The 26,868-nt window shown below is 45.1% G+C and carries 27 protein-coding genes and 1 other RNA gene; 11 read left to right on the top strand and 17 right to left on the bottom strand.

What is annotated here, in order from left to right:
* Positions 1–77: 77 nt before the first annotated feature.
* The gene (locus LEP1GSC052_RS20610; protein WP_020986866.1) at positions 78–1,088 is read right to left on the bottom strand and encodes an LA_2444/LA_4059 family outer membrane protein; all 1,011 of its coding nucleotides are present in this window, start codon (positions 1,086–1,088) and stop codon (positions 78–80) included.
* Positions 1,089–1,242: 154 nt separating this feature from the next.
* On the opposite strand from LEP1GSC052_RS20610, the gene LEP1GSC052_RS20605 reads away from it, so the two are divergent.
* Positions 1,243–2,223 carry a patatin-like phospholipase family protein gene (locus tag LEP1GSC052_RS20605; protein WP_010574250.1) on the top strand — a complete coding sequence of 327 codons (981 nt, stop codon included), beginning with the start codon at positions 1,243–1,245 and terminating at the stop codon, positions 2,221–2,223.
* A 176-nt stretch (positions 2,224–2,399) separates the two neighbouring features.
* Positions 2,400–2,762 carry a hypothetical protein gene (locus LEP1GSC052_RS20600; protein ID WP_040913880.1) on the top strand — a complete coding sequence of 121 codons (363 nt, stop codon included), beginning with the start codon at positions 2,400–2,402 and terminating at the stop codon, positions 2,760–2,762.
* Between the two features lie 42 nt (positions 2,763–2,804).
* Here the strand turns inward: LEP1GSC052_RS20600 and LEP1GSC052_RS20595 are convergent, their stop codons facing one another.
* Positions 2,805–3,464 carry a TetR/AcrR family transcriptional regulator gene (locus tag LEP1GSC052_RS20595; protein WP_010574248.1) on the bottom strand — a complete coding sequence of 220 codons (660 nt, stop codon included), beginning with the start codon at positions 3,462–3,464 and terminating at the stop codon, positions 2,805–2,807.
* Between the two features lie 118 nt (positions 3,465–3,582).
* Here LEP1GSC052_RS20595 and LEP1GSC052_RS20590 point away from each other — a divergent pair, with 118 nt between their 5' ends.
* Both LEP1GSC052_RS20590 and LEP1GSC052_RS20585 read left to right on the top strand, forming a co-directional pair.
* Positions 3,583–5,061 (top strand): amidohydrolase family protein, encoded by a 1,479-nt coding sequence (locus LEP1GSC052_RS20590; protein WP_010574247.1) that lies wholly within the window; start codon positions 3,583–3,585, stop codon positions 5,059–5,061.
* A 3-nt stretch (positions 5,062–5,064) separates the two neighbouring features.
* A complete protein-coding gene (locus LEP1GSC052_RS20585; protein ID WP_010574246.1) occupies positions 5,065–6,534 on the top strand; it encodes a M20 family peptidase in 1,470 nt (489 codons plus the stop codon).
* Positions 6,535–6,583: 49 nt separating this feature from the next.
* On the opposite strand, the gene LEP1GSC052_RS20580 is transcribed toward LEP1GSC052_RS20585, so the two are convergent.
* Entirely contained in the window at positions 6,584–8,386 is a 1,803-nt protein-coding gene (locus LEP1GSC052_RS20580; RefSeq protein WP_010574245.1) for a methyl-accepting chemotaxis protein, read from the bottom strand.
* Between the two features lie 187 nt (positions 8,387–8,573).
* Complete coding sequence (locus tag LEP1GSC052_RS20575) at positions 8,574–9,425, bottom strand: hypothetical protein (protein ID WP_040913878.1); 852 nt, start codon at positions 9,423–9,425, stop codon at positions 8,574–8,576.
* A 160-nt stretch (positions 9,426–9,585) separates the two neighbouring features.
* Between LEP1GSC052_RS20575 and LEP1GSC052_RS20570 the strand changes: the two genes are divergently transcribed.
* Positions 9,586–10,020: a universal stress protein gene (locus tag LEP1GSC052_RS20570; RefSeq protein WP_010574243.1), complete on the top strand. Its 435-nt coding sequence runs from the start codon at positions 9,586–9,588 to the stop codon at positions 10,018–10,020.
* Between the two features lie 65 nt (positions 10,021–10,085).
* On the opposite strand, the gene LEP1GSC052_RS20565 is transcribed toward LEP1GSC052_RS20570, so the two are convergent.
* Entirely contained in the window at positions 10,086–10,649 is a 564-nt protein-coding gene (locus tag LEP1GSC052_RS20565; RefSeq protein ID WP_020986869.1) for a SelL-related redox protein, read from the bottom strand.
* A gap of 73 nt (positions 10,650–10,722) precedes the next feature.
* Here LEP1GSC052_RS20565 and LEP1GSC052_RS20560 point away from each other — a divergent pair, with 73 nt between their 5' ends.
* Complete coding sequence (locus tag LEP1GSC052_RS20560; protein ID WP_010574241.1) at positions 10,723–11,442, top strand: TerC family protein; 720 nt, start codon at positions 10,723–10,725, stop codon at positions 11,440–11,442.
* On the opposite strand, the gene LEP1GSC052_RS20555 is transcribed toward LEP1GSC052_RS20560, so the two are convergent.
* From LEP1GSC052_RS20555 to rnpB, 3 genes are all read right to left on the bottom strand, one after another.
* Positions 11,429–12,787 carry a peptidase C69 family protein gene (locus LEP1GSC052_RS20555; RefSeq protein ID WP_020986874.1) on the bottom strand — a complete coding sequence of 453 codons (1,359 nt, stop codon included), beginning with the start codon at positions 12,785–12,787 and terminating at the stop codon, positions 11,429–11,431. The genes LEP1GSC052_RS20560 and LEP1GSC052_RS20555 overlap by 14 nt on opposite strands.
* Before the next feature lie 114 nt (positions 12,788–12,901).
* Positions 12,902–13,330 carry an acyl-CoA thioesterase gene (locus LEP1GSC052_RS20550; protein ID WP_010574239.1) on the bottom strand — a complete coding sequence of 143 codons (429 nt, stop codon included), beginning with the start codon at positions 13,328–13,330 and terminating at the stop codon, positions 12,902–12,904.
* A gap of 153 nt (positions 13,331–13,483) precedes the next feature.
* An RNA gene (gene rnpB, locus LEP1GSC052_RS20800) (RNase P RNA component class A) lies at positions 13,484–13,877 on the bottom strand.
* A 127-nt stretch (positions 13,878–14,004) separates the two neighbouring features.
* Between rnpB and LEP1GSC052_RS20545 the strand changes: the two genes are divergently transcribed.
* The 3 genes from LEP1GSC052_RS20545 (at position 14,005) to LEP1GSC052_RS20535 (ending at position 15,938) form a co-directional block, all read left to right on the top strand.
* The gene (locus tag LEP1GSC052_RS20545; protein ID WP_010574238.1) at positions 14,005–14,454 is read left to right on the top strand and encodes a tetratricopeptide repeat protein; all 450 of its coding nucleotides are present in this window, start codon (positions 14,005–14,007) and stop codon (positions 14,452–14,454) included.
* 190 nt (positions 14,455–14,644) lie between these two features.
* Positions 14,645–14,932: a ribosome hibernation-promoting factor, HPF/YfiA family gene (gene hpf, locus LEP1GSC052_RS20540; RefSeq protein ID WP_010574237.1), complete on the top strand. Its 288-nt coding sequence runs from the start codon at positions 14,645–14,647 to the stop codon at positions 14,930–14,932.
* A 64-nt stretch (positions 14,933–14,996) separates the two neighbouring features.
* Entirely contained in the window at positions 14,997–15,938 is a 942-nt protein-coding gene (locus LEP1GSC052_RS20535) for a tetratricopeptide repeat protein (protein WP_010574236.1), read from the top strand.
* Positions 15,939–15,941: 3 nt separating this feature from the next.
* Here LEP1GSC052_RS20535 and LEP1GSC052_RS20530 read toward each other — a convergent pair whose 3' ends face one another.
* The 4 genes from LEP1GSC052_RS20530 to LEP1GSC052_RS20515 all read right to left on the bottom strand — a co-directional run bounded on the left by LEP1GSC052_RS20530 (position 15,942) and on the right by LEP1GSC052_RS20515 (position 19,209).
* The gene (locus tag LEP1GSC052_RS20530; RefSeq protein WP_010574235.1) at positions 15,942–16,505 is read right to left on the bottom strand and encodes an LIMLP_12425 family protein; all 564 of its coding nucleotides are present in this window, start codon (positions 16,503–16,505) and stop codon (positions 15,942–15,944) included.
* 5 nt (positions 16,506–16,510) lie between these two features.
* Positions 16,511–17,113 (bottom strand): RNA polymerase sigma factor, encoded by a 603-nt coding sequence (locus LEP1GSC052_RS20525; protein WP_020986867.1) that lies wholly within the window; start codon positions 17,111–17,113, stop codon positions 16,511–16,513.
* 83 nt (positions 17,114–17,196) lie between these two features.
* On the bottom strand, positions 17,197–17,556 hold the full coding sequence (locus LEP1GSC052_RS20520) for a PilZ domain-containing protein (RefSeq protein ID WP_040913877.1): 360 nt from the start codon (positions 17,554–17,556) through the stop codon (positions 17,197–17,199).
* A 198-nt stretch (positions 17,557–17,754) separates the two neighbouring features.
* Complete coding sequence (locus LEP1GSC052_RS20515) at positions 17,755–19,209, bottom strand: MBOAT family O-acyltransferase (RefSeq protein ID WP_010574233.1); 1,455 nt, start codon at positions 19,207–19,209, stop codon at positions 17,755–17,757.
* Positions 19,210–19,386: 177 nt separating this feature from the next.
* Here LEP1GSC052_RS20515 and LEP1GSC052_RS20510 point away from each other — a divergent pair, with 177 nt between their 5' ends.
* Entirely contained in the window at positions 19,387–19,992 is a 606-nt protein-coding gene (locus tag LEP1GSC052_RS20510; protein WP_010574232.1) for a DUF3332 domain-containing protein, read from the top strand.
* A 53-nt stretch (positions 19,993–20,045) separates the two neighbouring features.
* Here LEP1GSC052_RS20510 and LEP1GSC052_RS20505 read toward each other — a convergent pair whose 3' ends face one another.
* From LEP1GSC052_RS20505 to LEP1GSC052_RS20490, 4 genes are all read right to left on the bottom strand, one after another.
* Positions 20,046–20,501: a DUF192 domain-containing protein gene (locus LEP1GSC052_RS20505; protein ID WP_020986860.1), complete on the bottom strand. Its 456-nt coding sequence runs from the start codon at positions 20,499–20,501 to the stop codon at positions 20,046–20,048.
* A gap of 207 nt (positions 20,502–20,708) precedes the next feature.
* Entirely contained in the window at positions 20,709–21,482 is a 774-nt protein-coding gene (locus tag LEP1GSC052_RS20500; RefSeq protein ID WP_010574230.1) for an enoyl-CoA hydratase-related protein, read from the bottom strand.
* Between the two features lie 7 nt (positions 21,483–21,489).
* Positions 21,490–22,872 (bottom strand): PP2C family protein-serine/threonine phosphatase, encoded by a 1,383-nt coding sequence (locus tag LEP1GSC052_RS20495; protein ID WP_010574229.1) that lies wholly within the window; start codon positions 22,870–22,872, stop codon positions 21,490–21,492.
* Positions 22,847–23,200, bottom strand: coding sequence for a hypothetical protein (locus LEP1GSC052_RS20490; RefSeq protein ID WP_040913875.1), 354 nt, complete (start codon positions 23,198–23,200; stop codon positions 22,847–22,849). The genes LEP1GSC052_RS20495 and LEP1GSC052_RS20490 overlap by 26 nt, the downstream gene beginning before the upstream one ends.
* A 156-nt stretch (positions 23,201–23,356) precedes the next feature.
* Here LEP1GSC052_RS20490 and LEP1GSC052_RS20485 point away from each other — a divergent pair, with 156 nt between their 5' ends.
* Positions 23,357–24,406: a hypothetical protein gene (locus tag LEP1GSC052_RS20485; RefSeq protein ID WP_010574227.1), complete on the top strand. Its 1,050-nt coding sequence runs from the start codon at positions 23,357–23,359 to the stop codon at positions 24,404–24,406.
* Positions 24,407–24,777: 371 nt separating this feature from the next.
* Here LEP1GSC052_RS20485 and LEP1GSC052_RS20480 read toward each other — a convergent pair whose 3' ends face one another.
* The gene (locus LEP1GSC052_RS20480) at positions 24,778–26,853 is read right to left on the bottom strand and encodes a methyl-accepting chemotaxis protein (RefSeq protein WP_010574226.1); all 2,076 of its coding nucleotides are present in this window, start codon (positions 26,851–26,853) and stop codon (positions 24,778–24,780) included.
* Between the last annotated feature and the right edge of the window lie 15 nt (positions 26,854–26,868).

Raw genomic sequence — 26,868 nt, 5'->3', positions numbered from 1 at the left:
TCGGATTGAATCGCTTTGAAAACGGCTCTTCGGATGGATCGAAGTTTTTCTCATTCTTTTTTAACGCTCGTGACGGTTTAAAATTGTACGGAAAGTCCGAGATATACGCCGCGCAGAAGATCCCTATGTCCGGATAAAATCGGATGCGAAATTTGGAATGTGTTGTAATTCGGCTGCGTGTTACTCGTTCCGATTTGAAACGGATCGGTAGAAGCGTTTCCAAAACGTAGATCCGTTTGATTGAACCCGTAATAACTAAAATAAGAATCGATATAACTATAACCCAAATAGAATTTTAGAGACTGTGAAATTTGATAAGCGAAGGAGAAGTCGATTTCATATCCGCGATAGATTCCTCGAACACCGGCCGTTCCCGAAGACAACGAAACGGAATCGAGGGTGAACGTTTTCGGTTTGTAAAAACGATTTCCTTCCGTATAAAAAAGATCCGCGCCCAAACTTAGAAAGAATTTTTCCCAGATTCTATAGTCGGTTCTGAAGACGAGTTGCGGTCCGTATGTGTAGAAATATTCTTCATAGGCTCCTTCCCGCAAATAGTAGCCGTATTTGTATTTGTTGATATTTCGGATTCCCGCGCCCGCAAAAATTCTCCAGTCCTCGTGTAGATCGAAAATTTTAAACAGATTCAACTCGGCTTCGGATCGGATCATCGGATTCAAATACTGTCTTCCGATTTCGAATCCGGAAGAACCGGTCCGCGTCACGATCATATTCGGATTTGCTAATTCGATTTCATACGCGGAAATTTCCACGCGAAACTTCCTTTCCTTTTGATCGAATCGGAATACGAAAGGCGTCAAAACTTTTTGATTTTGTTTGACGGAATCGGTTTTGATCGAGGTTTCCAAAGGAGAACGTTCCGTATAAGATGTGTAATCATACGGAGTCCATTGGTAGGTTTGGCGTTTGAGAATGAGTTCGAAGGAATTCTTTTTTGCGTTTTTGTCCGAACCTTCTTCCTCGGTTTCGGCGTTTACGCTTTTCAATACGACGCCGAACAAACAAAGCAGAATTGCGACTTCTAAGATTCTTTTCCACTTCGGAAAGCGGAGATAACGTGTTTGCATAACTTCCTCTTTCAACCTGAATTATAAAAGAGTTTCGAATTTAAGCGGAACCGAATTGAATCACGGATCTTTTTTCTTTGTTACGGTTCGCAAAAAACGATCTCCGAAATGGTATCCTCGTTGAAAGAATCCTCAAGCCTAAAAATCTGAACTTATGAGTTCTTATTTTACTCCGGGCAAATCTTTCTTTCCGGGAAATAACCATATTCTCCCGAAACCCGGAAAAAAATCCACGGCTTTGATCGTCGCCGGCGGCGGAATGAAGGGTTCCTTTGCGGGCGGAGTGTTGGCCGCGTTGCATCAATACATTCCTTCGACTCATTTCGATCTGATCGTGGGCGTTTCTTCGGGTTCTTGTTCCGCGGCGTATTACGCGACCGGTTACGAACAAAGTTACGAGGAATCGATTCGAATCTTGGATATCTGGAAAAAGGAATTGATCGGGAACAAATTTATTTCCTTTCTGCATCCCTTCAAAGGCAAGACCGTACTCGATCAGGAATATCTAATAGACTTTATCTTCGGTGAAAAATACAGACTCCCCAAGGAGAACTTCGATAAAAAAGAGGCCCCTCCTCTCTATGTCGCCGTTACCAATCTCGCGAAACTCCAAGCCGAGTACATCAAGGCTTCGGCTTCCAACGCTCTCAATCTTTTAAAGGCCGCGACTTCCCTTCCGATCGCAACGAGAGGAAAATGGAAACTGGAAGATCAGTTCTACGGAGACGGCGGAATCGCGGATCCGATTCCTTTGGAGAAAGTGATCGAAGCAGGTTATAAGGACATTACGGTTGTCTTAAATACCAATCAAAACGAATTTTCGAATCCGATTTCCAAGTTCTCGGGTTGGCTCGCGTATCCTTCCGATAAAAAACTCAGTCATATGATTACGAAAGTGCATCATACGATGTACAACCGCGCGGTTCAGATTTTAAAACACCCTCCGAAAGACGTTCGCATTCAAGTGATCGCTCCGTCGTATCAGGAATTGACGATGGTGACCACGAGCGCGGAAAAACTCACACGTTCGATCAACCGCGGAATCGAAGCCGGATTCAAGGCCGTCGCTTCCATCAAGGAAGAATTTTCCCATTTCAAAACCAAACTCAAGGACAAGGGCTGGAAAATTCTTTAAGAATTATTTTTATTTTTTTTCTTTAAAACGAAATATGACAGGTTTGAAATTCTTTTTTAAACCGAAGACGTAACGATCCCATTCCATTTTTATAAAATTCTTTTTCGAATCCGTTTTTGTTTTACCGTTCTGCGAACCTCATCGATCTTAAACGAAAGGAGTTTTTAGTTAGAATGATGAACGTAAACAAAATTCGTTTAAGAAACGCGGCGATCGTCGGAGTTACGGCGGCCGTATTGGAAGGTCTTTTGATTTTTTTCGCGGACCCGAACGCTTCCCGTTGGATTCTGATCCAATCCATGTTGTTTTGGTTTTCCTGCGGGACCGTGGTTTCGCTCGCGGAGCTCGGGATTCCGAAATTCGTTTCTTCGATTGTACTCACGGAATTGCTCAATCTTCCCTGGTTCATCGCGTTAGTCGTCATTCCCGGAAATTACGGACATCTGATCCCGTTGATCGTTGCCAGTTTGATTTTCGGAACGATTATCGGAGGACTCAATCTTTTGTTAAAAACGCCGAAACCCGCGGAGGCGCGTTAAAACATTCATAATTTAGAATATTCTAATTCTTTGGAATAATACTCATTTGGATTCTTTCGGTCCGAAGTTTTTTCGGGCCGAATACAGATGATTTGTGATCATCGCGCGCAGTTGCGCGAGAATTCTTTTTTTCTCCTTATACTCCATCATGGAAGTCAATCGAAGAGCGCTTCCGATGGAATCACAAAGAAGAACGCATAAGTCCTGAAGTTTGTTTCTTTGCATTCTCGGAACGAAACATTCCAAGGCATCAGCCACGATCTCCGCGTTCTTTCGAGTGTCTTCAAGATCCAATTCGCGCAACAACGGAAAGGCCTGTGAGCCGCTCCAAACGATTTGAAAGACGGGATCGGAGTCGTACGCTCTTTCGAAAAGATCGAGAATTTTTTTTACGATCCTGTAAAACCGAATGTCTTCCGTCGCGGTCTTGCCCAGATCGGCCAGTTCTTGTTTTAACTCCGTGCGAAGTAAGTCCAAATGAATTTGTGCGATGGCGCGCAGGATCGCGGGTTTACCCGAATAATAACGATAGATCGTTCCGATGGGAGAATCGATCGCGTCCGCGATATCTTGAAGCGTAAACTTATCCGGTCCGTTTTTTAAGATCAGTTTCTTGGCGGAATTCAGGATGATTTCCTGTTTTTCCCGAGCCCTTTTTTGGACCGGATTGGTTCTGGGTTGGAGAACGGATTCTTCTTCCATAACGTCATCCTTTTATGGTTGCGAAATCGTTCAACAATCATTCTTGACAAAAAATGAGGATAACTCATTATTTGGTTTATAAAAAGTGAGACATCCTCATTTTTTAAAGGAGACGGTTTTGAAACGAGTCGTTCTGCATTTGATCCTGTATCTCATCCTGTTTTTTCTCTCTTTGTCCGCTTGGATTTTCTTTTTTTCTTTCAAACTCCCGTCTCCTTCGGTGGAACCGGAAGAGACGTTCTTTTTGGAAGGCGTTCGTCTGTTCGATCCTGGTAAGAATTCGTTTTCGAACCTGGATCTTCGATTTCAAAACGCGAAAATCGAGTCCGTCAACGCGTCTTCCTCGGGTTCGCCTAACTCCGAATTTGCGAATATGATCGTAACTCCGGGATTGACGGATATGCACGCTCATCTACCGCCGAACAATCTTCTGGATTTGATTCCTTACTTCTCCCTTCTTTATCTTTCGCACGGAGTTACAACTCTTCGTATTGCGGGAGACATCGACGGAACCAGCGTTCCGTATGCTAAGAATGGAATTTCCAAAGACGATTTTTTCGGTCCGAGAATTTTTTCCTGCGACGCATTCGTAACCACCGGACCTCCGCGATGGAAAAATTCGATCGTGGTCAATTCTCCGGAGGAAGCGGCTCAAGCGGTTCTTACTTTAAAATCGAAAGGTGGTGCGGATTGTATCAAGTCGTACGAAAACTTAACCGTTCCGATGATTCGTGCGGTCGTCGAAGCGGCGAACAAAGAAAACCTAACGGTTCTCGGTCATGTTCCGTTCGGACTCACATACGAACAAGCCGCGATCCCGGACGTTCAACACTTTCACGGAATTCCAAGGCCCGAATGGATTTTGAAAAACAACGTGGTCAACCGGGTTTCCGATTGGGACCGCGTCGACGGCAAATTGTTAAACGACATCGTGGATTTTTCGGTAAAAAACGGAATTGCAAACACTCCCACGTTAGTCGCATCAGAAAGACTTCTTCTGTATCGGGATTACGAATCCGCGGTCCTTCAACCTTCGGTTCTTTTGATGCCTCGTTTTTTTAGGGAAGTCGTTTGGAATCCTTCTTCCGGAATTCCTGCGTATCGCAACTTGGATTCCTCCTATCTCACCGAAAGCGTTGAAAAATCCCTATTCAAAAAGTTGAAACTACTTTTGAAGTTGTTCCGAGCGGGCGCGAAGCTCAGAATCGGAACCGACGCACAACAACCCTTTGTGATTCCGGGAGACGGGGTTCAAAGAGAAATGATTCTTTTTCATCGGGCGGGAATTCCATCGGAAGCCGTTTGGAAAATCGCGACGATCGACGCGAACGAAAACTTAAAGAACGAAAATTCTTTTCAAATCGAAAAAGGAATTTCTCCCGATCTTCTTGTGTTTCGCAAGGACCCGGTTAAAAATCTTGAGAATCTATCCAGCTTATACGCGGTGATCGCCCGCGGTAAGTTGTATCGAAAAAAAGATTTGGATCTTCTCGCACAAGCGCATCGGAATCGTTTTAACGATCCGATCTACGAGACGATTTCGATGTTTCTCGGAAGAATCGCTTTAGAAAAACAAACTAAGGATTTCAAACACTGAGCCATGAAAAGAATCACCCAAATCGCGATCGTTTCGTTTTGTATTCTCGCTTTCGTTTGTATCTTCAACACGTTTCGGGTTCGTAACGTCCCTCCTCCGGTTTCAGCGGGTGAAACCGAAATCGTTCCGATCAACGAGGCGGTGGAAAGACTTTCGAAATCGATTCGGTTTAAAACCGTTTCGTCTTTGGAAAATCCGTCCTTGAACGCGGATCAGTTCCTCGCGTTAAACCGACATATCGAAACGAGTTATCCTCTTTTAAATTCCGAACTTGCAAAAACGAAGATAGGAGATTCTTCCTTTTTTTACGAATGGAAGGGTTCCGATCCGAGTTTGAGACCGATTCTACTCTGCGCACATTCCGATGTCGTAGACGTGGACGCGGCGACCGAAAATTTATGGACCGCAGATCCGTTCGGAGGAGAAGTCCGGGACGGGTTCGTTTGGGGAAGAGGATCCTGGGACGACAAAAGCAGTCTGTTTGCCATATTAGAATCCGTTGAAATTCTAATACGAAAGGGATTTCGTCCGAAAAGAAGCGTATTTATCGCCGTGGGTCAGGACGAGGAAGTCGTCTACGGAATCTCGGGCGCCAAGTCCATCACGGATACATTCAAAAAAATGAATCTACGTTTCGAATACGTTTTGGACGAGGGACAGATCGTCGCCGAAAACATCATCCCCGGAATCGACAAACCGGTTGCGTTAGTCGGAATCGCGGGTAAGGGTTATCTTACCGTCCGTCTGCGCGTCGACTTGAAGGAAGGCGGACATTCTTCCATGCCTCCTCGGGAAACGGCGATCGGAATTCTAACGTCCGCTTTACACCGTCTGGAAAATTCTCCGTTTCCATTCTCCCTTACGCCCGTTTCCAAATCCACGTTCGAATGGTTGGCCCCTTCCATGAACATCGGCTCCCGTTTGGTCTTTTCCAATCTATGGCTTTTCGGAAGAATCTTGGAATCCGGATTGAGCGGAAAAAATTCCACAAGAGCGCAACTCCACACGACGACCGCGATCACAAAAATTTCCGGCGGTTTTAAGGACAACGTCCTGCCTTCCCAAGCCGAAGCGACCGTAAACTTTAGAATCTTACAAGGAGATACGAATGCGAGCGTCTTGGAAAGAATTTCCAAAATCATAAACGACGATCGAGTGAGGATCGTCGTTCCCGAAACGATAATCGAACCTTCCCAAGTTTCGGCGACGGACTCGAAAAGTTTCGAATCGATTCGGACCGCGATTCTGCGTACGATTCCGGACGCGGTCGTAGCTCCGGCGCTCGTATCGGCTTATACGGACTCGATCCATTATTCTTCGGTTTCGGATAACGCGTATCGTTTTTTTCCGGTGCGCGCCAAACCGGACGATCTAAAACGGTTTCACGGGATCGACGAAAGAATTTCCGTCTCGAACTACGAGGAGATCATCCGTTTTTACGCGGAAATCATCAAAAATTCGAATATTCAATAAATGGAAAGTATTTAGCCGGGTCCAACCGACTCCGCGGACCCGGCGCTTTTTAGGTTTTGAAGAATTCCACTTCGGACCTGAGTTTACCTGCTTGTTCGTTCAACTTCACGGCCAACTCGTCGATCTGTGTCACGACTTGATTTAAGAATTCGGTCGTTTCCGAAATCGTTACGATCGTCTTCGAGAATTCGGTGGAAGTCTGCGCTTGTTCCTGCGTATGATTTCGGATTTCTTCGGAGGAAAGAGAAAGATCGGTAAACGCGGACTTCACTTGTTCGCTCGCGGTCAACTGAGAATCCGATAACGAAGCGACTTCGGAAACTCGATCCAACGTAACCGCGACCGTATCTCCGATTCTTTGAAAGACGGTTTGTGTGGATTCGATCACTTCTCTTCCGCTTTTGGTCGCGTTCAACGCTTCGGAGATCGCGCCCGTGATTCTCTTTGCGTTCTCCTGCGTTTGTTCTCCGAGTTTTGCGATTTCTTGTGCGACGACCGCGAAACCTTTTCCGGCTTCTCCCGCTCTCGCGGCTTCGATCGCGGCGTTCAAAGAAAGTAAACCGATCCGATCCGTGATCTCGCGGATTACGTTTACGGTCGCTCCCATCTTTGCGGTACTTTCTTCGATGGCTTCCATCGCTTTTTGAGTTCCTTGAAGCGCTTCTTCACCGCTTCTGGTTTCGCTCTTCATACGATCCGCGTCCCCTTTCGTTTCCAAAAGAGCGACGTGAACCTGACGAATTCTCGCCTCCAACTCCGCGAGAGAAGACTGAGCCTTCTTTGCGATCTGCGCCTGACTTTCCGCACGGGACGCAGTGGAATGAATCGAAGCCGCGATCTCCTCGACTCCCGAACTCATCTCTTCGGTGGATGCGGCCTGATCCTGCATCTTTCTGGAAAGTTCTCGCGTGTTTTCTCCGAGGCTCTTGGAACTTCCCGAAAGTTTTTCCGCCTCTCGAACGACGCTCTTTACGATAATACGAAGTCGCTTAACAAATTCGTTCAAGGCTTTACTGTTGGAACCCAACTCGTCGCTGGAAACCATCGGAAGAATATGAGTGAGATTTCCGTCGGACATCTCTCCGAAAATTTGAATCATATTCTCCGAGTTTCTTCGGATCGTGGAAGAAAGCTGATACGAAACGATGACGACCGCGATCAGCATAAAGACTAAGGTAAGAATCAACGGTATCGTAACGTCTCCGAGTTTGACCCAACCCGAAGTCTCTTCGAACAAAAGATAACCCAACACAACGATCGGAAGAGTCGCGATCGCTACGATCGTGCTCAAAATCCGCGCGTGAACACCGACCTTCCGCATCTTCTCCGAATCGGCTTGCACTTCGTTGAGCCTTTCGGATTCGAGAAGATCCACGAAGCTGGACTCGGTGAGAAAAAAATGGGAAACACCCAGAATCGGATAGATGATAAACGGAAGAAACAAAAACGGAAAGGATTCCAAAAAAGTCGGAACGAAAAAAATACGCAAGAGCCACCAAGCGTATGGAACTCCCAAACTCCACTGAACGAGATAAAAGAAAGTGTTCGAAAGAGGGAAGTTGAGAATTCTCGTTTTGACCTCGCTCTTTTCCTTCGAGTTGAGCGAGAACCAAATCGAATCGTTCAACTTGGAGAGAATCCGTCCGAGATACAAAAATCGGATCGAAGGAACGATATAAGAACAGGTCAAGGAAATCATGGAAGCGACGATCAACGCGATCGATTTGTTAAAATCGTAACCGCCCGCGGTGATAATAAAAAGAACCGCTAAGGGCACCGCCAAAACGGAAGTCAGCAACTCCAAACCGAGAGTCAATTTCCAACGTAACTTCCTAGATTCTAACTGATTCATATTTTACTCTTTGTGGAAAAATCGAAGACAATCATTCGAGCGGACCGAACGGATTCAATCCACAATTATCAGACGAACCCGTTTTTTTTTGCTTACACTCTTTGAGAAAATCCCCGGGAAATTATTTTTTCACCGAATTCCCCAAAAGACGATCTTCTGACACAAAGATAACGCGCGTTAATCCGGATTAGGCGGCTTTTTGTTCCTCTTCTTCAGGGATCACGACGAATTTCAAATCCGACCCCGCATCTTTCAGAGAGTTCATCGTTTGAAGATATAACTTTTTGATAAAGGATGCCTTCCAGGAAAACCAAAACGAAATCTCGTCATAGGTATAAATCGTTTCGATTCTCAAAAGTTTGCGTTTCAATTTCAGTTTGGACTTCGAGGACCGATCGCGCGCATTCCTTCTTTCGGAAAAAAGAATCTGATGCGAGACCTCCATTCTCTCCAAAAGATCCAGCTCGCGTCTTCGGGCAAAGAATCGTTTTTCCATTCTTTCCTTCAAAAAATCGGAGATCGAATTTCCCGAAACGGAAAGAATACTTTTTAAAAGAAGAATCTCCCGTCTCTCAAGAAATAGATTGTGTTTGAGTTTTAGAATGAGAACTCCCCTCGGGTCGAAGTTCTTTAGGATTTCGTTTAAAACGATCCGATGTGCGGAACTTTCCGTTTCGATTTCGGAGGAATAAAACGCAGGCCCGATCAGAGAATCCGGATCCAAAAAGCCGGGTTCGTGTTTGCGGTTTTGAATTTCCTTTTTCCACTGGTTGAGAACCAGATTTTTTAAAAAGACGATCGCAAACGCCGGGAAGTTCAGATATTTTCCCTTTTCGTAAATCTCAGAGAAATATTCAATTTTTTGAATAAATCGTATGAGGGCTTCGCTTTTTCCGTCCTCGCTCAGGGAGAATTTTCTCGTCGCGATTTTCCCGATCCAAAACCCCGCCTGCTCGATCAGAGCGTCCGAGTTCCCCGAATTTTTATATTCTAAATAAGAATTTATGAATATACGATCTTGTTCCGATTTTTTATACATTGTCGGAAAAAAATTCGTTCGGAGTCTTTCTTGTCCAAGTTTTTTCGACAAAGGGCCCTTCTCCGATTGATCAAAATCAAACCTTGAAAACCTAAAATTCTCCTTTTTTTGATTGGAAAAGACCTTCGGGAGAGATACACTTTTTGCAAAGAGAAAGAACATGCAAAGATTCATCAAAAAAATTTTAGTCCCCGTGGACGGTTCAGAGAGTTCCAAAAAAGCGTTGGAGATGGGAATTGCGATCGCGAAAGCGGCCAATGCAAGCCTCACCGTTTTGGAGGTCGTGGAAGAATTCGGCCCTCTTCCCGGTTACTACGAAAAGGCTCCCGAAGGAAAGGACAGAGTGAAATGGATTTCGGAGCAAAGATTCGAAAAGATCCATTCTCCCTTGGACGAGTCGCCGGAAATCCAATGGGATCGATTGGTTTTGGAAGGTTATCCCGCCGACACGATCGTCGAAACGGCTACTAAAGGAAATTATGATATGATTGTGATCGGTTCCCGAGGTCTTTCCGCCGTGGGAAGATTTTTAGTGGGTTCGGTTTCCGATCGGATCGTTCATCACGCGACCTGTTCTGTCACCGTGGTCCGTTGATCAGAATTTAAAACGACTTGATAAACGAAGTCGTTCTCCTTTGAACCGAGGACGGGTCCGCGTACTCAAGCGGGCATAACGTCGGGTCCGAACTCTGCGCCGGGCAACAAGGTCACTCCGGGAAGATTTTTCCAATCGGGATGATCTCCGATATGTCTGTATCTATGTTCCCAAACGATCCGGTCCCGCACCACTAAGAACGCTCCCGGCATCTGCAAAGGATTGCGGCCGGGGATTCCGTAAAAATGTCCCTTTAACGTGGCTCTTGCGGTTCCGATCAAAACCTCGGGACCCGCGAGTTGCACGAGATTGGCCGTATCCAAGTTTAAATCGCGATAGAATTCGGTCTTCGGATCGGCCACGACCGAAGCGTCTTCCCAAACTCCTTCGAAAAATTTTTCGCAATCGTTCGGTGTTCCGGGGAAAAAAAATAAAACGGGGGGAAAGGAAAGGCAGATTTCCGAAATTTCTCGGAGATCGGAGATCGCCTCCCGGCTGAAGATACAACCGGAATGTCTTAAGAATACGAGAAGGCTTAAGCGCGGAGGTAAACAAGGGAGAATGGTCTTGCTTCTCAGATGAATTCCTGTCGCTTCGCGCGTTGAGAAACTTTCCGGAAGAAACTCCATACTTCCAGTATGCCTTCTTAAATTCCCTTGTAAATCGATTGATTTCCTCGTTTTTGAAAAATTAATTGCCAGCATGGAACTTCTCACACTCGATACAGTGATCGCAATTCTGACCCTGACCTTGATGGAAATCGTTCTTGGGATCGACAATATAGTTTTTCTTTCGATCGTTTCCGGTAAACTTCCCAAAAATCAACAGGGCAAAGCGAGAAATCTCGGTCTTACCCTGGCCCTCGGTTTTAGAATCGGTTTGTTGTTCGCGGTCAGTTGGATCGCCTCCCTAACTTCTCCCCTTTTTACGGTCGCCGAATTTTCGGTTTCGGGAAGGGATTTGATCATGCTCGGCGGAGGACTTTTTCTAATCGCCAAAAGTACGAGCGAGATTCACGGAAAAGTAGAAGGGATCGAAGACGAGAATTCGAAATCCAAAAAGGAAAAAATTTCTTTCTGGGGTGTGATCCTTCAGTTGATCGTTCTGGATATCATCTTTTCGGTCGATTCGATCGTAACCGCCGTCGGTTTATCCGGCAACTTTCAAGTGATGGTAGCTGCGGTGATTTTGTCCATGATCGTGATGTTGATCTTTTCGGGAACGGTCAGCGATTTTATCAACGAACATCCGACGATGAAGGTTTTGGCGCTTTCGTTTTTAATTATGATCGGAGCGATGTTGTTCGCGGACGGACTTCACTTTCATATCCCGAAAGGATACGTTTATTTTTCGATGGCATTCTCGCTCGGAGTGGAGTTGATCAATATGAAAATCAGAAAAGCGGGAGCTAAGAAACATTGATCCCGGCCTTTTGATTCCAAAAAGACCATTGTAATCTGTAAAGGGGCGCGAATACTTTCTTCGGCTGATTTTTTTTCAGTTCGTTTAACAAATTCGCGTTCCAAACACGATATTCCTGAAGGGCGGTTCTCGCCGCCTTTTCGCTCAAAAGATCCAAACCTTTCGAAGGATTCTCATCCTTTTCGAGTTTTTTCAATTCCTGAAACCACTCCTCTTCCAAGGAATCGATCCTCGGTTGAACGAGCCGCTTGGCTTCGGGATACAAACGTTGAATTTCCCGGTAGAATTTTTCGTGAGTCCACCAAAGAGAAGTGTCCAACTCCGCGCCCGGAGATTCGAAATTTTTTTCCAAGAAGGAAGTTCCCGGAAAACCCGCGGGAAGAAACAGAGAAATCGAAGGAATGGAAGTTCCCGTAAACCAAAAACGATTTTGGGAAGAATCCGCCTTCAACTCCGCGACCAAGGAACCGGTCGTACCGTTAGGCGTAATCGGACCCGTTGCGTGCAGACAAACGGAACCCATGTCCGAGGAAGAAGGATAAAAATCGGTTTTGTCTTTCGGCTCCCCTTCTTGTCTGAGAATTTCCATCGCGGCCCTCGCGTCTAAATTCCCTTTTTTGAATATACCCATCGCGCCGGTCCTCGCCCTGCGAACCTTACACTTGCTGAAAAAGGTAAAGAAAGAATCCGAAAACGCCTTACGAAACGAAAACGTTTCTCCGTTTTTGATCCAACCTTTTTGTAAAGCGAACTCGATCGCCTTGGGATGAATCGAATCGTAGTCGTCTTCCAAAGTAAGTCCGTTGGAAATCGAATAAAAACCTTCTATCTTTTTCCAAGCCCAAAACTTTCCGGCGGTTTCCAACACGAACGCGTTCTTTGAATCCGCGATGATAAAACTGTTATGATAATAAAAGGAAGAATTCGTATAACCGCCGCAAGCGTCCTGACCGAATTTTTCGAGAAGATCCAAAATCGTTTCTCTTGCGGTCTCCGCGTCCTTGCTTCTTTCCAAAGCGAGTCGAAGCAGATCCATTCCGGTAAGACCTTGATTCTTTTTTTCAAAAGGAATTTTCGTAAAGACCGCTTCGTTTCCGATCACAACTCCGGATGCGTTCGCTCCCATTTCGGCTCCCCACATCTGAAAGGGTTTGGAAAGAATCACTTCCAACGTTTGAGGAACGCCGGGGACTTCGATGTACGTACAACGCGTTTTTGTTTCCCCGGTTCGGGAAGGAACTCGAAGTAAGGCCTGCGCTTCGTTGGGTTCGCGATCGGAATTCTTTCCAAAGATCATGGAACCCGTTCCGGTAAAGGAAGGTGTGGCAACGAATGTATCGCACATGATCGCAAAAAATTCTCCGTTTGAAACGGATTGGCAAGTCGTTTTTAAAGTTTAAACCGACCTGATTTTAAAACGAAGTGCGCTTTATAATTGGATAAAGTTTCGGTCGGATTCTTATTGGGAAACTTGGCTTTGTGAAAATAAATTCTTATAAATCTCTGGCAGTTGTGTCGGCTTTTGGGTCGCGAAGTTGAACCAAAGAAATTCTCCGCTTGCGGTGGCGACACAGTCCCCTTCTCCGTTCCACATCGTGCAGGAAATATGAAACGATCGGGAAGTGACTCCGTCGACTTGCAGAGTGATTTCCAGTGTGTCCGGATAACGGACTTGTTTTCTATAATCGACGTCGATATGAGTGATTACCGGTCCGCCTTCGGATGGACGATCGGGTGTGTCCCAGAGATTTAGATCCGTAAAGTAGTTGGCTCTTGCGTTTTCAAAATACTTTGCGTAGACGACGTGGTTGACGTGTCCAAACGCATCCATATCTCCCCAAGCGACCTTTTGAAAATAACTGTAAGAGTAACGAACCGGTTTAGGCATAACGAGAACTTTCCAAAGAAAAAAATTATTTCGAACCGCATTCTGCCGAAGTCGCTTACGTTCCTTCAGCCAGACGCTTTTTTAATAAAAACAAAACGCATTCTGCCGAAGTCGCTGCGCTCCTTCAGCCAGACGCTTTTTTTAATGAAAACAAAACGCATTCTGCCTGTAAGCCGGATTCTGTCCTCTCCCGAAGGAGATGGATGATCATTTATCTTGCTCCGAAAGTTACCGATCGGAGTCCTTGCTCTCTACCCACGGCCCCGTGGAAACGACTGATAGGCCGCCTATTTGAGATTGCACCCGGGAGGGTTTACCATTCCCGATTTCTCTCAAAATCGGAGGTGGGCTCTTACCCCACCATTTCACCCTTACCGTCGAGTTCCTCGACGGCGGTATCCTTTCTGTTGCACTTTCCGTACTCTTTGCCCTGAAATTACTCTCAAGGATTGAATCCCGGGCATTACCCGGTCCCGTGTTTCCCAGTGTCCGGACTTTCCTCACCCTTTTTGTTTCCAAAAAGCGGCGCGATCATCCGGCAGAATGCTTGATTTCGACTATTTTGGAAGGCCTCAAGCGAAACGAGAAAAAAAAGAAAGAATCTAAGAATCTTCTAAAATTCTGGCACGCCCCTTGCATATATATAGACAGAACACTGAATCAGGGGTGACAAGATGAACAAGTTTGCAACAATCGCTCTCTTTTTAAGCATTTTTACTGGACTTTATGCAATGCCAGAGGCCCAAAAGGTCGAGGAAGAGCTTAATAAGTTCACACCTGAGAATGAAATCCAGCTCGCAAATAAGCTCAGCGCACTGGGTAGCCTCAAACAAAAAGTAAGAGACTACAACTCAGCGATCGATCTTTACAACCAATCCCTCACAGTTCGTGAAAAGATGGGAGAAAAAGAATCTTCCGGATACGCTCTGGTTCTTTACCTCAAATCCATCTCCGAGTTCCGTCAAGGCAAGTCTTGTCAGGCACTTGAGAACATCAAAAACGTTATTTCAATCTATCAGAAAATCGGGGACATCGACTCCGCATTAAACGCGGAAGAAGAAGCTTACAAAAAGTATCAAGAAGCATGTTCCATCCATATGGAGAATGTTGCGAACGCACAATAATCAAGGATTGTGCCCACTAATTCATCCCATCTCTAGTTCTAACTGACTTGGCCCGCCCGAAAGGGCGGGATTTTTTTGATTTGACTCTTCTCCTTTCAAGACTAACCTGAAATTCCGGATCTTGAAGTTTTCTGACTAAAACCCCGTCGTCTCATATTATCCGGTACAAAAAAACAATTCGGAGCGGCCTATGAAAATAAATTATAACTGGAAAAACGTCGATCATTCCAAAGCGGCGGAAGAATATGCGGACAGCAAACTGGATCGAGTTTCTAAATACCTTCATACGGTTCAGTCTTTTGAAATCTCTTTCGAAATGATCCATGGAGAAGTGAGCGCAAATCTCAATCTGCACGGAGACGGAAACAAGTTCAACGCTCAAAATTCAAATAAGGATATCTACGCTTGTATCGACGGCTTGGAAGACAAAATCGTAAAACAAGTCAGCAAACATCACGATAAAAAAGCAACCCACTGATCCGATCGCATCTACAATCATCCGGTGGAACATCCGCCGGATTCCGACCTAAAAGAAATTCTCCATGTCCTTTTCCAGAAAACTCGAAGAAGCCAATCAATACCTAAGCGACGGAGATTTCGACAAAGCCAAAAAGGCCTTCGATTCTCTTCTTGCGGAAGACCCTGAAAATCCGGAAACGATCGCGGGATTTTTTATCTCTTCGTATTGGGACAATCGTTTGGATCGGATTCACAACGCGAAAGAAGGCCGTGAAAGAAGTCATCTTCTCGTTCAATATTTTTCGGAATTTCAAAACGCGTTCGAACTTCGAAAGTTTACGGGGAATTCTTCCTTTCGTGCGATTTCGGAATCCGTTTTGTCCGAAGCCGTGGATCAACTCAAAATTTCCGTTCAAAGAGAAGGTCTTCACTTTCAAGATCCTTCCGCTTTATTGAGTCTGATTCGGGAATTGATCCGGTTTCGGGATTACAGAAACGCGTTGGAGATTCTCAATTATTCCTCTTCGGTGGAAAGAAATTCTCCCGAATTTTTATATCTGAGAGCCGAGTCGCTTTTTCAAACCGGAGAAGAAAGAAGAGCCCTCATTCTTTTTCGCGAAGCCTTTTTAAAGGACCCTTCCGCCGCTCCTTTGGGAGTTTTAAAATCGGAACCGATCGTAGTTTGGATCGAAAAGCTGAAAGGTTCCTATCAGGAAGAATCGGATTTAAAGGAAGTTCTTCCGGTCGTTTTGGCGGAACGGGGTATTTTCGAAGAAACCAGAAATTATTCCGAAAAGGAAATTCTCGGATATTATCAAAATCTAATACGTTTGAAGGATACTCTCAATTCGAGAAAGGATCTTTACGATTTTAAGATTCGGTGCAGAATCTTACAACACGCTTGTCTGATCCTGGACGTTTATAGAGGAATGCAGTACAGTGAAATCTATCAGGAGTCCAAGAGGATTTTGGACTCCGTCGATCCCGGCTTTTTTCAAAGACGTCAAGACGGGATTAAGAGATAGGACTTAAGGATTGTTTCCTTGGGTTTGCTCGAGAATCAGGTCCAATTCTTCCGCCATTCTCAGATCGCCTTTTTCGGAAAAATATTTCCGTAAAGAATCGATCGTTTTTCTGGCTTCGGTCGTATTCGGAATCTGTTTGAGAAGGGATTTGTCGAGTTCGGTTTGAAATTTGCCGGAAGAAGGAATGTCTTGAAAATTGCCCGCTTCGGTTTGTCCGAATACGGTTCCTGATCTTTCCGTCAGAATCGGTTCGCCGGAACTTTGAAATCTGTTGTAGGCTACAAAGACGATCGCAAACGCCAAAATGGCCGAAAAGGATAACTGAAGACCGCGGTTTGCAAAAACGTTTTCTCGGATTTTTTCCCATCCGTTTTCGCGCTCGGGTTGGATTGCCTTGAGTTGATTTTTCAATCGGATCGAGAATTCTTCACTTAGGTTTATGCTACGAAGTTCTTTGTCCCTGAGTTCGGACATCGTTTTCACTAACGAATTTTCTATCTTGAGTAAATCTCCGTCTTCCTTTCGCAGGAAAAGCGGAACCTTGAATTTTGACTGTAAACTTTTCATCTTTCTTACCTAAAGTATCCTTCACCCTTACCGTCTTGCAAAATCAAATGTTTGAGAAACTCCTTCGCCTTAAAGAGCCTGCTCTTTACGGTTCCCACGTTGGTTCCCAGAACTTCGGCGATCTGCGCGTAGGACATTTCTTCGAAGTATCTGAGTTCGATCACCTCTTTGTAGAGATCTTCCAACTCGTTGATTTTGCTAATTAGATAGTTGGACTCATCACTAAGTTCAATTTTTTTTTCGAATCCGACCCGATCGTCCGTTACCTGATATTCCTTATCGTCCATGGAATTCTCTTTAGCTCGTTTCCGTTTCGCTAACAAGTCCTTGGATTTGTTGACCACGATTCGATAAAGCCAGGTATAAACGCCGGACTCGGCGCGAAAGTTTCGGATGGATCTGTAACCGGAGATCAAGGCGTCTTGTACGATGTCCTCGGCGTCGTCTCCGTCCTTCACCATGGAAATGGCTTTGCGATAGAGTCTTTCTCGGAACGGATTTACGAGTTGGATATAAGCCTCGTCGTCCCCTTCCTTGATCTTCTTGAGAAGACCGATTTCGATCTCTCTTAAAGTGGGTTTCTTAGGAATGATTTGTTTTTGTTCCATGCTTGTAGAAGATGAATCCTGATTCAAAGATCCTGAAGGAAGCGGATATGGCAATCCGGAAACTTGGGACCGAAAAGATAGGTTCAGGGATCTTGTAGAGAAAGATTGATCAAAACCAGGGTTTCCGTCAAAACCATGGGCATTCTAAACCGCAATCCGTAGACGAATCTCTCTTTGTGATCGATGGTTTCCGGTCCGGCCCAGACGATATCTCCTTCGAACTCGAGACGTTTTCCCGATTTCTTTTCGATGACAGAACCGTGTACGGGTTCGGTTACGTCCAAGTCCTGCCCGTTTAAGATAAGACAGATTCCAGTTTCGGAAATGTTTCCGAGTTTTGCGTGAAGCGTGATCAAACCGAATTCGATTTGTATGATATAGTCGGCGTAGCTACCCGGATAGTATCTATGGCTTCTTGGCTGTTGATCTGGGTTGCCGGACATATCGATCAGGGTTACAACGGAATGACGGTTTGTCGAGAAGGATTTTATCAAGGAAAGGTTCCGTGAAAAGATCCTCGAAAGCGGAAAAGACTCGAATAACGTAAACTCGTCGTCGTTTGGTTTACGAACGCCGCAAACCAAAACGGCCGAAACCGAAAGAAGACCGTAGCGGTTTTGTTAGTCGAGAATTCTCCACAATCAAAATTGAAAGTAGATAAACGGCAGTTCCAAGTCCGGAGTCAAAAGCGCGAGAACGACGGCGATGATCGGATAAAACGTAAACTCGAGCCAGACCGGCGGATTCCATTCTTTCTTTTTTTCGAAGATCTGATAACCGAGCCACTGCGCTACGATCACGCAGAGAATCACCGGAATTCCGGTCTTCAACATATAAGGACGCAAACCGCCTTCGGTATATACGAACATTCGTTTCAACATGATCCATTCTTTCTCGATGGACTCGGCCCTGAACCAAGTGCCGACCGAAATTCCGATCAAGTTCGTAAGAATAATCTGAATCGGAACTCCGATCTTTTCGGGAAGAAGTCTGAAGTTCGGAAAGTGTTTTTCCTTATAACTTTTATACATCGATTCGATGAGGAGGAGCGTTCCTTGACAGGATCCCCAGATGATAAAGGTCCAAGCCGCGCCGTGCCAAAAACCGGCCACGAACATCGTAAACCAAAGATTGAATCTATGTCGAAACACACCCGCGCGATTCCCGCCGAGAGAAATATAAACGTAATCTCGAAGCCAGGTGGAAAGAGTGATATGCCATCTTCTCCAGTATTCGGTGATGCTTCTTCCTATAAAAGGCATACGAAAGTTTTCGGGAAGTTCGTATCCTAAAAGAAGAGCGGACGCGTAGGCCATGTCCGTATAACCGCTGAAGTCGCAATAGATCTGAATCATAAACAACGTCGCCGCGAGCCAAATGGCGGCGGTTCCGAAACTCTCCGGATGTGCGTAGATTTTTTCCGTGATCGGAGCCACGTTATCCGAAAGCACCACCTTCTTGATATAACCCATGATGAAATAACGGATCGCGATTCTGAACTGAATATCGGTCAGATTCTTCGTCGTGTTCATTTGGTGCAAAAAGGTTCTCGCGGTCACGATCGGACCGGCAACAAGCTGAGGGAAAAACGAAACGAACAAAGCGAATCGTAGAAAACTTTTTTCCGGAAGAATTTGTCCGCGATAAACGTCGATCGTATAACTCAAAGATTGAAACGTATAAAAGGAAATTCCCACGGGAAGAATGATGTGCAGAATCGGAAGCGCGTTTTCGATTCCGAAGTTTCCGAGGAACAGATTGATCGAGTCCGCAAAAAAATTATAATATTTGAAAAAACCTAAAATGAATACGAGATTCAAAACCAAACTGACGGTGATGAGAATGAATCTGTTTCTTTGATCTTGGGAAGAATGGATTTTGGCCGCGAGAACGAAATCGATCACGGTCGAGAGAAGAATGAGACCGCCGAATCTCCAATCCCAACTCATATAGAAATAGTAACTAACGACGAGAAGAAAAAAGTGAGAGAGCGTGAGAGCCTTTGTATCTTTTCCGAAAAAATACGGAATCACATACCAGTAAACCAGGAATACGAAGATAAAAAATACGAAAAATTCTAAAGTAGGAAAAAGCAACCTTCCGCTCCCAATGTTCCCTCTATATTTTTCCGAACACGGTTCCGGTCAAGGAATTATGACCTGCCCTTCGGCGCCGGTCCAAGTCGATTTTCCTTTTCGAAAAAAGAAAAATCTTGCATAATTTTCGGGAAAGGATTCAATTCTCAAAAATTCTGACTAAGGAGTTGTCCTTTCATGCAACTAACCAAGTTTCGTAAGGCTATCGTAGCAATTCTCGTCCCGATGTTCTTCCTCGCTTCGTTTGCGAATTGTTTCGGTAAATTCGCGATCACCAAAAAAGTTTACGATGTAAACGAGAGCTTCAATATCGGGAGCGGATTGTTTGCGAAATTCATCAAGACTCTCGTAATGTATTTTCCATTCAGCATTCTTTACGCAGTGGGTTTCTTCTTCGATTTAATTCTTTTCAACCTCATCGAGTTCTGGTCCGGAAGCAATCCCGTGGGTTACAACGAATACGATCAAGACGGTAAGTTCGTGAAAAGTTTCGAAGAAAAAGGCGAGAAACTGACTCTGGTTTATACGGATTTCGGTAGAAGACTCGATATCACCGCTGAAAAAGACGGAAGTCTACAGACTCTTTCCGCTCTTCGTTCCGAGCCCGGAAAATTCTTCGTTGAAAAGAACGGAAAGTTGGAAGAGATCGTTGTGACTTCCGAAACCGTTGGTTCGAAAACGATTTTGAAAATGGCGGAACAAGGAAAACTCAAATCCACAAAAGTGGTCGATACCAAAACGTTAAGCGACTTGGAAGAAAAACTTTCCTCCGAATCCCTGTAATTCGTTCGGGTTTTTTCAAACAATCGGGGAAGATTCTTCCCCGATTCCCGCGGTTATCGAGCCGCTTGAATCCGATCGGGTATTTTTAACACGCCGTATTTTCCGATCTTTCTTTTTGCGAACCAACCCCGGTTCACTTCCAAAGCATACAAAGCCTTTTCGCTGGAATGATACAATTCCGTAGTTTGATTCGGTTTCATATCGTGGATGTCCGTGATTCTTCGATCCCGATTGAAATAGGCGATGCTGAGAGGAATCCAAGTATTCTTCATCCAAAAACTTAAGTATTCGGGTTCGGGAAATACGAACAACATTCCTTCGTTTTCTCCGAGACTTTTTCGAAACATCAAACCCTTGGCGCGATCGGCTTGTGTGTTCACCACTTCGACGACCAATGGATGATCGTCCACGTAAATCGTGACTTTTTCGAGATCGCGAGCGATTACGTTATGCGAAACCGCTAAGTAAACGAAGAGGAACGATAGAATTTTTCGTTTCAATGATTGCATAGAATTTTTTTTCTTTCGAATGAAGTAGGAACTCCTACGATAACGCTAAAAAATCACGCTTGCAAAAAGTATAATTTTCTGATATTGGAAGAATCCTCGAAAAAATTCCCACAAGGCCCGCCTCCACCGCCCAATTCAGGGTGGGGGCGCGCTTGTTTTTCTAAAAAATCGTAGGAACTCCTGCAAAACGTCCGATCCGCGCGTCGATTAAAACTGCGCGGGTCTTTTTTCGAGAAACGCTCCCATTCCTTCCTTGGATTGACCGCCGTCGAAACAAGCGCCGAACGCTTTTTCTTCGATCGAAATTCCCTGTTGCAAAGAAACGTCCAAACCTTGTTGAATCGTCTTCTTCACTCTTTCGATCGCCTGCGGACCTTTTTTCAGAATCGAGTTCGCAATCGTTTTAGAAAAAGCTAATAGATCCTCGCCTTCTTTTGCGAGTTTGTTGAGAATTCCGATTCTATAACCTTCTTCCGCAGTGATCATGTCGCCGGTCACGACGAGTTCGATCGCCCTTGCGTAGCCGATCAATCTCGCAAGTCTTTGTGTTCCACCGAAACCGGGAATGAGCCCCAAAGAAACTTCGGGAAGACCGAGCTTCGCTTTTTCGGAACCGACTCGGATATCGCAAGCAAGAGCCAGTTCCAAACCTCCTCCGAGGGAGAATCCGTTGATCGCCGCGATCGAAACGATTCTGGATTGATGCAATTTTTGGAATACTGAATTTCCGAGTTTGGAGAATTCTTCCCCTTGCGCGATGTTTAAGTCCTTCATTTCCGCGATGTCGGCTCCGGCAACGAACGCCTTTCCTTCTCCGGTAACGATCACGACTCGGATGTCTTTGTCTTTTTCAAGCGCGTCCACTTCTTGGCCGATTGTGGTCAGAACCTCTCTGTTGAGAGCATTGAGAGCGGATGGTCTTTGGATGGTAAGAATTGCGATCTGACCTTCTTTGGTTACGTTGATTAATTTTTCACTCATTTCTAATTTACTCCACTTCCACGATGAGAAAGAGAGTGTCGTCCTCCAGTGCTACGTCTCCGAAAAAGTTTTCCACGGCCTTTTGCACCTTGGCCTTAAACGTGCCGAGATCCTTTTCGAATCGATTCTCATTCAATATTTCAAGGAGGCCTTCCGTTCCAAGAAGTTTTCCTTCCCGATTCTTGTTTTCTATCAGACCGTCCGTATATAAGAAGAATCGATCCTGTTCCACCAGAGGAAATTTCACCTGTTCCGCGATCGGCTTTTTGATTCCGAAACCGAGAATGGCTCCTTCGGTTTCGACCTCGTGAAATTCTTTCGTAAAAGAACCGTGAATCAAGTACGGATGACCCGCGTTGGAAAACGTAACCTCTTTGGAAATAAAATCCAAAAACATATAAATCGCGGACGCGTGATACGATTGGAATTGTTTCTGCAAAGAATCGTCTATGTAATCCATCAAACGGGAAGGATGCACTTTTAAAATATAAGGCATCGTGGAAACCATGATCTTCACCATGGAAGCCACAAGCGCGGAAGCGATTCCGTGACCCGCGATATCGGTGAGAAAAATTCCCGTGTTTCCTTCCCGGAGTTGAACGAAGTCGAAAAAATCTCCGCCGATATGATTCGGAGTGATTCTCATCACCTCGTATCGAATCCCTTTGATGCTCAGTCGTCCGGGAAAAAGATTCTCCTGAACCTGTTTGGCGACGGTGAGATCCTGTTGAATGTATTTGTATTCGAGATCGAGTTCGGAAGAAATAGAAATCAGTCGCTTAACAATAATGACGGACGAAGTTCCGATCACGATACAAAGTCCGTAGACTACGTCGGGAACAAAAAGAATTCTCGGGAAATCGTCGAGTCCGAGTTCCACTCGTTTGATCGAAACGAAAAAGATATGAAGAAAGATCGCGATGACCCCCGTAAGAAAACAGGATCCCTTTTTCAAACGGAACATCTGGAATATTACGATCAGCGATATTAGCAAAAAGTAATTGTTGTAGATCTGAAGACTTTCCAAATCCTGAAAACGGTAAAAGGATTCGTGAAAAAGATTCATCATCAAAAAGATGATCACGATGTTCGAAATTTGGATCACCCAGGATAAGAATTTTTCCTGAAAGGATAGAACCAAACTCATCACGTTGATAAGAAAGATGATTCCGAGATAAAGAACTCCCCGTTCCGAATTTCTGACTTCGGGTATTGCGAGAGTCGGATACATCGTAAAATGAAGCAGAAACGCGAGTCGTATAAACGACTGATCGATTCTCGTCTGATCCTTCCAGGCCTCGGCTTCGCTGTAATTGAATTCCCTTTCGAAAAACGTAAAGGGATTTAAGAAGCCGGATTTGAGTTTACTGAATTGTTTTATCCAGGTCATACCGAGTGATTTCCGATCCGGAAAGATAAATTTTTAGGTTCCAACCCGACTCCAAATAGCGATCCAGTTTTTCGGAAATTTCCAGGGCTTCCTTTTCGTCGTGTACTCGTATAAAAAAGGAACCCGATCTGGATTTATAATTATAAGGATAGCGTTCGTTTAACAAAAGTGTGACTCTCGTATGATCCGCGCGCGTTTCGATCACGATATGAGAGACGTGTTTTCGGTTGATGATTCTTTCAAAAATGGAAAGACTCCAAGGATTGGTTTCCATGGAATGAAGCGGACCGATGGTCAAAAGCACAGGCAAAAGGAAATAGAACTTCATCGTTTCTGAATTTCCCACCCCGGGAATTTTGTCGTCCAAGTTTACGAGGCTCCCGGATTAGCGCAAACCATTCCGTTTGAAGAACTCTTTTTTTTGAAAATCGAAACAAATCGGATTGGAGTTTACTTTTTTTCCCGAATCCGGAAAAATCTTTCCATGCAATTATTGCCCGTCTGTGTCTTGGAAAAACATTTCCGAAAGTTGTGGATCTTATCCGTCCTTTTAGGGCTTGGTTTTTGCAAACCTTCTCAAACTCTAATGGGAAATAATCCGTATTATCGGCTCTTTACGGATCATCCCATCACACAAGCGAAACGTTATTCCCTTTCCGGAACTTGGGAAACTCGGGCGACTTCTCTTGATTCCGAAGAACTAGATTTCGTAAAAGAAATGAATCGGATCGACGGCTTTGAAGATTCTCCCGTCGCCGAAACCGATTTGGAACCTTGGAAGAATCGCCTACGCTCCGTTAGGAATTCTCTTCCCGCTTCCGTGAATCGCCTACTCGATCGATCCTTGTTTCGGGTGATTCTTTGTAAGAATTTGGGCGGGACGGGCTTAAGCAGTTTTGTTTATGAAAACGAAAACGCGCTCGGGGGTGTGATTTTTTTGGATACGGGAATGCTCACTCAAAAAGCGAACGTTTGGATTTCGAAAAAGGAGAATTCTCCCTTTGCTCCGAGCGTTGCGGCGCAAGTTCGAGTGAGAATCGAACCGGATCAAAACGATACGATCGAAACCGCGATCGAATACATTTTGTTACACGAATTCGGTCACGTTTTGAGCGTTTCGAAAAAGATAGTTCCGGACTTTCGGGAACGAAACAGGAACTTTAGTATATTCGAATTTTCGAATGGAGTTTGGGAAACTGAAAACGATTCTGTTTTTGATTCCGATTTTCCGATGCGTAAGAAGTTGAAATTCTATTCTTCCCGACCGATCGATCTCGCTTCGAATTGGAAAAACATTTATCCTCCTTTGGAAAAAACTTCTTTCCCCACCTTGTATTCCGCGGCGAACGGCGACGATTTTTTTGCGGATTCGTTCGTGTCCTATGTTCATACCGTTTTGCAAAAGAAGGTTTGGAATCTCGAGGTTTTGGAAGGAGAGAAAGTCGTCTTTCAAATGAAAAACGGAATCAAAGAACCGCGATGCAAAAAACAAAAGGATTTTTTGGATCGTTTGTTTGCGGAGCTGGAACGTTAGACGGCGTTTTCAAGTTTTTTTTGCGGAGAATCTTGTCGGAGTTCCGACGGCTTTATCGTGAAACAAACGCGCCCCCGCCCGGAATCGGGTGGTGGAGGCGGGCCTTGTGGGAAAAATTCCGAACAAACTTCCTATATCAGAAAATCATACTATTTGCAAGAGTATTTTTCGGCGTCTTTTTGTAGGAGCTCCCACAAAATTCTCCCCCGTCCCCATTCTTTGCTTCGCAAAGAATCGTTCACGACCTCCACTGTTCGTTGATTCGCTCGCTCTTAGACTCGGTGGGTCGTCTCCAGATCGCTCGTTAAACTCAGCAGAACGCTTCCTACAACTCAATCTCACTCCCTACGGGTCGTTCGATAGATTGCGTTCTATATCTTAAACTTATTGATCAAACGAAGAAGGCCTTCGGACTGCGTATGCATGTTTTTGGAAAAACCGGTGAGATCGTCCGCGCCGCTCGCAATCTCCTGAGTTCCTTCCGAAATGCTCACGATCGTTTTTGTGATTTCATCCGAAGCTCGTTTTTGTTCCTGAACCGCCTCTTCGATCTGAAGACTGAAACTCATCAAAGAACTCGCGCTCTGGTGAATCTTCTCCGTATTTTTTTCCTGAGTGTTGACCGAATCCAAAACGTTCTTCGCCGAAACTCCGAACATATCCACGGAACTTCTTAACTTCGCGAGAATACTCGACGCTTCCTTGACCTTGCTCGTTCCGTTCATCACGGCTCGGTTCGTGGATTCCACGAGTTGACCGATCTCTTGAACGCTGTTGGAGGTTTGAGAAGCGAGTTTGGAAATTTCTTCCGCGACGACCGCAAAACCTTTACCGGCTTCCCCCGCGCGGGCCGCTTCGATCGCGGCGTTTAACGCGAGTAAGTTGGTCTTTTCGGAAATATCGGTGATGATGGAAAGAATCTCGTTGATTCGAGACGCGCTGTCTCCGATCTCATCCATCGCTTTCGTGGATTGATTCATGGAACTTTCTCCGGTGGTCGCTTGTTGTTGCGATTCTCCGGCGAGAGAAGCGAGAGATTTCATCTCTTCGTTGATTCTTGCGATCTGTTCCTTCAAAAGAATCACGTTTCCGTCGATGTCCTTCATGTGAGAAATGGCCTTGTCCATGGACTTGCCCACGTTCTCCGCCGAAGCCGCCAATTCTTCGATCGCCGCGGAAGATTCTTCCGAAGCGGAAGCCTGTTCCTGTGCGACGTCGTAAAAACTTTTCGAGGATTCCGCCATCTTATCGGACGTAGAATTCAGAGATTCGGAAGAACCTTTGATCTCGAGAATGATTCTCTTGATATTATTCTTCATATGATCCAAGGAAAGAAGCAACTTGCCCACTTCGTCCGAACGTTCGTATTTGTTTTCTACGATTAAGTTACCGGAAGAAATCTCCTCCGAAAAAGAAATCGCGGAGTTGATTCCGTTCGTAATCAATTTTTGGAATATTAGATTTAATACGATTACGATGATGATCATCGTAAACAGGGAAGAAGCGATCGTTTCCATAATGATCTTGGATAAATTCTTCCAGAAGATGCTGTCCGGAACGCTGACTTCCAAAATCCATTTCTTATCGTAACTTCCGAGAAAAAAGGAATAAAAGAAATGCGTCGAACCGTCCCGTTCGTAGATCTGAATATCCTTCTTCTGACTTCCTTCCAGAATTTGTTTTTTCCATTCAGGATCTTGAATTTCCTTTCCGACGAGTTCGGGTTTTTGTCCGTTCGCCGCGTAAAAACCTCCGGGCGAAATCAAACTCAGATAACCTTCTCCCTGATACGGACGAATCGGAGCCAACATCTCCTGCATATTCTCCATCGTGATGTCCATACCGACTACACCCGCGACTTCGCCGTTTCTGCGCACGGGTTTCACTACGGAGATCATCAGAATTTCTTTTCCAGAAACGGGATACGCAAACGGATCCGCGATAAAGTCGATCCCCGTTTTTTTCGGAACGTTGTAAAAGTAACCGCTCGCATCCTGGTTTTCGTAATAGATGACCGGTTCTAAGACCAGAGGTTTATCCGGGCCGCCGGACTTGTTTAAGTAAGGAATGAATCTTCCGGTTCCGTCATAACCTTGTTTGTTGACGTATTGAGAATCTTTCGAATCGAATTTTCCCGGTTCGAAAACGGACCAAGCTCCGAAATAATTCGGATCGGTTTTCGCGAGATCCTTTAAGGTTTCGATCGTCTCTTCCCGAGTCGGTCTCGCGTGAGAAAGTTGAAACTCAAGTCCTCGTAGGCCCCCGAGAGCGCGGTCGAAAAAGTCCTGAATTTCAAACGCATAACGGGACGCGACCATCGACGAAGAATCCTTGATATCCTGCGATAGCTTAAAATACGTCGTGATCGTATTCATGGTGGTGATCGCAAGACTTCCCGCCAAAAGTACGAGTGCAAGATATAATGAAATTCGAAACCTGATGCTCATGAATCTTCCTATGTT

It is taken from the genome of Leptospira kmetyi serovar Malaysia str. Bejo-Iso9 (genome assembly GCF_000243735.2).
Lineage (GTDB): Bacteria > Spirochaetota > Leptospiria > Leptospirales > Leptospiraceae > Leptospira > Leptospira kmetyi.
Note: the sequence above shows the minus strand (reverse complement) of the source record. Positions and strands in the feature narration are given on the sequence as shown.

Coding starts and splice junctions, on each gene's coding strand:
- LEP1GSC052_RS20610 (WP_020986866.1), bottom strand. CDS start 1,088: ATGCAAACACGTTATCTCCGCTTTCCGAAGTGGAAAAGAATCTTAGAA.
- LEP1GSC052_RS20605 (WP_010574250.1), top strand. CDS start 1,243: ATGAGTTCTTATTTTACTCCGGGCAAATCTTTCTTTCCGGGAAATAAC.
- LEP1GSC052_RS20600 (WP_040913880.1), top strand. CDS start 2,400: ATGAACGTAAACAAAATTCGTTTAAGAAACGCGGCGATCGTCGGAGTT.
- LEP1GSC052_RS20595 (WP_010574248.1), bottom strand. CDS start 3,464: ATGGAAGAAGAATCCGTTCTCCAACCCAGAACCAATCCGGTCCAAAAA.
- LEP1GSC052_RS20585 (WP_010574246.1), top strand. CDS start 5,065: ATGAAAAGAATCACCCAAATCGCGATCGTTTCGTTTTGTATTCTCGCT.
- LEP1GSC052_RS20580 (WP_010574245.1), bottom strand. CDS start 8,386: ATGAATCAGTTAGAATCTAGGAAGTTACGTTGGAAATTGACTCTCGGT.
- LEP1GSC052_RS20575 (WP_040913878.1), bottom strand. CDS start 9,425: ATGTATAAAAAATCGGAACAAGATCGTATATTCATAAATTCTTATTTA.
- LEP1GSC052_RS20570 (WP_010574243.1), top strand. CDS start 9,586: ATGCAAAGATTCATCAAAAAAATTTTAGTCCCCGTGGACGGTTCAGAG.
- LEP1GSC052_RS20565 (WP_020986869.1), bottom strand. CDS start 10,649: ATGGAGTTTCTTCCGGAAAGTTTCTCAACGCGCGAAGCGACAGGAATT.
- LEP1GSC052_RS20560 (WP_010574241.1), top strand. CDS start 10,723: ATGGAACTTCTCACACTCGATACAGTGATCGCAATTCTGACCCTGACC.
- LEP1GSC052_RS20555 (WP_020986874.1), bottom strand. CDS start 12,787: ATGTGCGATACATTCGTTGCCACACCTTCCTTTACCGGAACGGGTTCC.
- LEP1GSC052_RS20550 (WP_010574239.1), bottom strand. CDS start 13,330: ATGCCTAAACCGGTTCGTTACTCTTACAGTTATTTTCAAAAGGTCGCT.
- LEP1GSC052_RS20545 (WP_010574238.1), top strand. CDS start 14,005: ATGAACAAGTTTGCAACAATCGCTCTCTTTTTAAGCATTTTTACTGGA.
- hpf (WP_010574237.1), top strand. CDS start 14,645: ATGAAAATAAATTATAACTGGAAAAACGTCGATCATTCCAAAGCGGCG.
- LEP1GSC052_RS20535 (WP_010574236.1), top strand. CDS start 14,997: ATGTCCTTTTCCAGAAAACTCGAAGAAGCCAATCAATACCTAAGCGAC.
- LEP1GSC052_RS20530 (WP_010574235.1), bottom strand. CDS start 16,505: ATGAAAAGTTTACAGTCAAAATTCAAGGTTCCGCTTTTCCTGCGAAAG.
- LEP1GSC052_RS20525 (WP_020986867.1), bottom strand. CDS start 17,113: ATGGAACAAAAACAAATCATTCCTAAGAAACCCACTTTAAGAGAGATC.
- LEP1GSC052_RS20520 (WP_040913877.1), bottom strand. CDS start 17,556: ATGTCCGGCAACCCAGATCAACAGCCAAGAAGCCATAGATACTATCCG.
- LEP1GSC052_RS20510 (WP_010574232.1), top strand. CDS start 19,387: ATGCAACTAACCAAGTTTCGTAAGGCTATCGTAGCAATTCTCGTCCCG.
- LEP1GSC052_RS20505 (WP_020986860.1), bottom strand. CDS start 20,501: ATGCAATCATTGAAACGAAAAATTCTATCGTTCCTCTTCGTTTACTTA.
- LEP1GSC052_RS20500 (WP_010574230.1), bottom strand. CDS start 21,482: ATGAGTGAAAAATTAATCAACGTAACCAAAGAAGGTCAGATCGCAATT.
- LEP1GSC052_RS20495 (WP_010574229.1), bottom strand. CDS start 22,872: ATGACCTGGATAAAACAATTCAGTAAACTCAAATCCGGCTTCTTAAAT.
- LEP1GSC052_RS20490 (WP_040913875.1), bottom strand. CDS start 23,200: ATGAAGTTCTATTTCCTTTTGCCTGTGCTTTTGACCATCGGTCCGCTT.
- LEP1GSC052_RS20485 (WP_010574227.1), top strand. CDS start 23,357: ATGCAATTATTGCCCGTCTGTGTCTTGGAAAAACATTTCCGAAAGTTG.
- LEP1GSC052_RS20480 (WP_010574226.1), bottom strand. CDS start 26,853: ATGAGCATCAGGTTTCGAATTTCATTATATCTTGCACTCGTACTTTTG.